This is a genomic window from Roseateles oligotrophus (genome assembly GCF_014204525.1).
GTDB lineage: Bacteria > Pseudomonadota > Gammaproteobacteria > Burkholderiales > Burkholderiaceae_C > Paucibacter_A > Paucibacter_A oligotrophus_A.
In genome coordinates this window covers 1-1583 of record NZ_JACHLP010000027.1, presented here as the reverse complement: position 1 = coordinate 1583, position 1583 = coordinate 1, and the positions used below count along the sequence as shown (strand labels likewise).

The window sequence follows — 1583 nt, the reverse complement described above, 5'->3', positions numbered from 1 at the left end:
ACCGCGCAGCCGCAGCGCACCACTGAGGTGGTATGCCGTGCTCCCAGGGTCCAACTGCCACAAAAACCATTGGCGGACCTGCGCGTAGGAAGCGGCCAACGGGCCGCCTCGGCTGCTTGCCGGCAGCACAGGTATGGCCATGACTTCTCGCTCGGTCAGGCTTTGGCTGGCCTTGGCCGCTCCGGCGAAACTCTGGTGCTCGAAGATCTGCCGGGGCGTCAGCTCTAAACCCCGCGCGCGGGCCCTGGATACGACCTTGAGGCTGAGGAGCGAGTCTCCCCCCAGCTCGAAGAAGTTGTCGTGTCGGCCCACCCGCTCGACCCCCAGCACCTCGGCCCAGATCGCCGCCAGCGCCTCTTCCGCCTCGCCCTGCGGCGCCTCGTAGCCCCGCTCGCTCGCGAACTCCGGCTCCGGCAGCGCCTTGCGGTCCACCTTGCCGTTGGCATTGAGCGGCAGCGCCACCAGCACCACGATCGCACTGGGCACCATGTAGTCGGGCAGCTGCCTGCCCAGCCGCTCGCGCAGTGCGGCAGGATCGATCGCCTGCTCAGCGGCCGCCGACACGTAGCCCACCAACCGCGCTCCTCCCGGCCCATCCCTGGCCACCACCACCGCCTCGCGCACCCCATCCTTCGCCAGCAGCTGCGCCTCGATCTCACCCAGCTCGATTCGGAAGCCCCGCACCTTCACCTGGTGGTCGATCCGGCCCATGTACTCCAGCTGACCCTCGCCGTTCCACCGCACCAGATCGCCCGTGCGATACAGCCGGCCGCCCGACCCGTCGAACGGGTCGGCAACGAACCGCTCCGCGCTCAGGCCCGAGCGATTCAGGTAACCGCGCGCAAGTCCTTCCCCCGCGACATACAGCTCCCCTTCGACTCCAATCGGCACGAGATTCAGTGCGCCATCAAGCACGCGCAGCCCCAGGTCCGGGATGGCCCCCCCCACCGGACTACGCTGTCCCGTAAGATCCTCCCGCGTGATCGGCCGGTAGGTCACGTGCACCGTGGTCTCGGTGATGCCGTACATGTTGATCAGCTTGGGAACCTCGTCGCCCTGGCGCTCGATCCACGGCCGCAGCCGTTTCGGGTCGAGCGCCTCGCCGCCGAAGATCACGGCGCGCAGGGCCAAAGGCTCGTCATACAACCCCGGCACGTTCATCAATTGGCCGAAGGCCGACGGGGTCTGGTTGAGCACGGTCACACGGCGCTGACGCAGCAGCTGCAGGAAGTCCTCCGGCGAGCGGCTGACCCAGTACGGCACCACCACCAGCTGCCCGCCGGTGCACAGCGCCCCGAAGATCTCCCATACCGAGAAGTCGAAGGCATAGGAGTGGAACATCGTCCACACGTCGTGCGCACCGAACTGGAACCAACGCTCGGTGGCGCCAAGCAGCCGGGCGACATTGCGGTGGCACAGCTGCGCCCCCTTGGGCCTTCCGGTGGAGCCCGAGGTGTAGATCACGTACGCCAGGCTCTCCCCATGCACCGCCACATCGGGGTCGTGCTCTGGCTCACCACCGAGATCCAGCACATCGAGCTCCAGCACCTCCAGCCGCTCGGTCGCCGGGATACGTTCCCTGA

The 1583-nt window shown here is 67.8% G+C and carries 1 protein-coding gene; it reads right to left on the bottom strand.

Translation table 11 applies throughout. From position 1 onward, the window contains the following. On the bottom strand, nt 1-1583 hold a 1583-nt coding region (locus HNP55_RS23940), incomplete at both ends, for an amino acid adenylation domain-containing protein (protein ID WP_184304927.1).